At 73.0% G+C, this 3,025-nt stretch carries 3 protein-coding genes; all 3 read left to right on the top strand.

The genetic code is table 11. From position 1 onward, the window contains the following. Positions 1 to 998 (top strand): ABC transporter substrate-binding protein (locus AB8Z36_RS35100; RefSeq protein ID WP_369217438.1); only part of this gene is annotated, 998 nt, incomplete at its 5' end. Next, the gene (locus tag AB8Z36_RS35095; protein WP_440582082.1) at positions 995 to 2,020 is read left to right on the top strand and encodes a FecCD family ABC transporter permease; all 1,026 of its coding nucleotides are present in this window, start codon (positions 995 to 997) and stop codon (positions 2,018 to 2,020) included. The genes AB8Z36_RS35100 and AB8Z36_RS35095, both read left to right, overlap by 4 nt. 2 nt (positions 2,021 to 2,022) lie before the next feature. Next, positions 2,023 to 2,841 (top strand): ABC transporter ATP-binding protein, encoded by an 819-nt coding sequence (locus AB8Z36_RS35090; protein ID WP_369217437.1) that lies wholly within the window; start codon positions 2,023 to 2,025, stop codon positions 2,839 to 2,841. Positions 2,842 to 3,025 lie beyond the last annotated feature (184 nt).

The following is a 3,025-nucleotide window of genomic DNA, read 5'->3' as shown; positions in this document are numbered from 1 at the left end:
CCGCGTGCGGCACCGGCTCCACGGCCGAGGAGGGGGCGGCCAAGGAGGGGACGGGAGCGGGGTCCGCACCGGCCGGATACCCCATGACGGTCACCTCCTGCGGCAAGAAAGCCGAGGTCAAGGCCCCGCCACAGCGTGCCGTCTCGCTCGACCAGGGCTCCACGGAGATCCTGCTCTCCCTCGGTCTCGCCGACCGCATGGTGGGCACCGGCACCTGGACCGACCCGGTCCTGAAGAACCTGGCGAAGGACAACGCCAAGGTGGAGCGGCTCGCCGACCGCTACCCCGCCCTGGAGAAGGTGCTCTCCAAGGAGCCCGACTTCGTCAGCGCCTCCTTCCTCTACACGGTCGGCAAGGGCGGCGTCGCCGACCGCGCCAAGTTCACCGAGCTCGGCGTGCCCGTCTACGTCTCGCCCAGCGACTGCGCGGGCAAGGACAACGAGGGCGGCGGCGACGGCAAGCGCGTGCAGACCCTCACCATGGACACCGTCTACGGCGAGGTCCGTGACCTGGCGAAGGTGTTCGGCGTCCAGAAGCGTGGCGAGAAGCTGGTGGCGGACCTGAAGTCCCGCATCACGAAGGCCACGAAGGACATCGACGCCTCCGACACCACCCTCCTCTACTGGTTCGCCAACTCCGACGCCCCGTACATGGCGGGCTGCTGCGGCGCCCCCGGCATCATCACGCGCGAACTCGGCGCCGAGAACGTCTTCGACGACACCCACGAGGAGTGGCCCCAGATCAACTGGGAGACGGTCGCCGACCTCGACCCCGACGTCCTCGTCATCGGCGATCTGACCCGCAAGTCGCAGTCGGCGGAGTCCGCCGCCGCGAAGATCAAGTTCCTGGAGTCCAACCCGGCGACCAAGAACCTGACCGCCGTGAAGAAGAAGCGGTACGTGCTGCTGAGCGGCCAGGCGATGAACCCCACGATCCGTACGGTCGACGGCATCGAGCAGGTGGCCGCGGGGCTGCGGAAGTTCGGGCTCGTCACGTGACGCCCACCGCCACCGCGCGGCAGGGCCTGCTGTGGGCGGCCGGTACCGCCGCGCTCGTGCTCTCCGTGGCGGTGGCCGTCACCATCGGCCCCGCCGACATCTCCGTACCCGATGTGTGGTCGGCGGTGGCCGCGCACCTCGGCTGGGGAGAGGCGCGGCTCACGCCGATCAGGGACGGCATCGTGTGGAACCTGCGGATGCCGCGCACCCTGCTCGCGGCGGTCTGCGGCGCGGGGCTCGCGGTCTGCGGGGCGGTCATGCAGTCCCTGCTCCGCAATCCGCTGGCGGACCCGTTCGTCCTGGGGGTGTCGTCCGGCGCGTCCACGGGCGCGGTGGCGGTGGTGGTCCTCGGCGTCGGCGGGGGAGCGCTGTCGATCTCGGCGGGCGCCTTCGTGGGCGCGCTCTGCTCCTTCGCCCTGGTGCTTTTCCTCAGCCACGTCCTCGGCGGCTCGACGGACCGGGTGGTGCTGTCCGGCGTGGCCGCTATGCAGCTCTTCTCGGCGCTCACCTCGTTCGTCATCCTCACCGCGGGCGACGCCGAGACCACGCGCGGCGTGCTGTTCTGGCTCCTCGGCTCGCTCAGCGGGGCGGGCTGGACGGACGTGTGGATGTGCGCGGCGGTGCTCGCACTCGGCCTGCTGATCTGCCTGGGCCACGCCCGTACGCTCGACGCCTTCGCGTTCGGCCAGGACGCGGCGGCGACGCTGGGTGTACGGGTGGCCCGCACGCGCCTGGTCCTGCTCTGCGTGACGGCGCTGCTGACCGCGGCACTCGTCAGCTCGGCGGGCGCCATCGGCTTCGTGGGCCTGGTGCTGCCGCACGCGGCGCGCGCGATCGTGGGCTCCGGCCATGCCCGCCTGCTCCCGGTCACGGCGCTGGCCGGGGCGGTGTTCCTGGTCTGGGTCGACACCCTGGCCCGCACGGCCCTCGACCCCCAGGAGGTTCCGGTGGGCGTGGTGACGTCGCTGATCGGCGTACCGGCGTTCGTGGCGGTGCTGTACCGGACGCGGAAGGTGTCGTGAGGGTGAGGTCCGACGAGGTGGCGGGGGCCGATGGCGCGGTGGGCCCCGAGGTGGCGGACGACGGCCTGCGCGCCGACCGGGTCTCCCGGGAGGCGGGTGGCCGCCTGGTGGTGGACGGCGTCAGCCTGTCCCCGCGCCCCGGCGCGACGGTGGGCCTCCTGGGCCCGAACGGCTCGGGCAAGTCGACACTCCTGCGCATCCTGGCCGGGGTCCTCGCCCCGGCCTCGGGGGTGGTCACGCTGGACGGCCACCCACTGTCGCGCACCCCGCGCAGGACGGTGGCACAACGCATCGCGGTGGTGGAACAACACGCGACGACACAGGTCGAGTTGACCGTACGGGACGTGGTGCGCCTGGGCCGCGTCCCGCACCGCCGCGCGTGGTCGGCCCCGTCGCCGCGCGACGAACGGGCGGTGAGGGACGCCCTGGAGCGCACCGGCCTCACCGACCGCGCGACCCAGTCCTGGCACACCCTCTCCGGCGGCGAACGCCAGCGCGTCCAGATCGCCCGCGCCCTGGCCCAGGAGCCCCGCGAACTCCTCCTGGACGAGCCGACCAACCACCTGGACATCCAGCACCAGCTCGACCTCCTGACCCTGGTGGCCGATCTCCCGGTGACCAGCGTGATCGCCCTGCACGACCTCAACCTCGCGGCGATGTTCTGCGACCACCTGCTGATCCTGAAGGACGGCACGGCGCACGCGGCGGGCACGCCGGATGAGGTCATCACGGAGGAGCTGATCGCGGCGGTGTACGGGGTGCGGGCGGTGGTGACGCCGGACCCGGACGGCGTCCCGTCGGTGCGCTTCGTGCGCGGCTGAGCGGGCGGGCCGGGCGGCCGGGCGGCCGGCCCGCYCGTCCCCGGAACTGTCGCGGCGGCAGGCGACGACGCCGGGCACATCGGCGAACCGTACGGCGAGCGCCCCGGGGTCGGCGCGCCCGACGACGGAGAGGACGACTTCGGCGGTGGCCTCGACGCCGACCCCCGCGGAGACGGTCCGCAGC

The organism is Streptomyces flavofungini (assembly GCF_041028215.1).
Classification (GTDB): Bacteria; Actinomycetota; Actinomycetes; order Streptomycetales; family Streptomycetaceae; genus Streptomyces; species Streptomyces flavofungini_B.
Note: the sequence above shows the minus strand (reverse complement) of the source record. Positions and strands in the feature narration are given on the sequence as shown.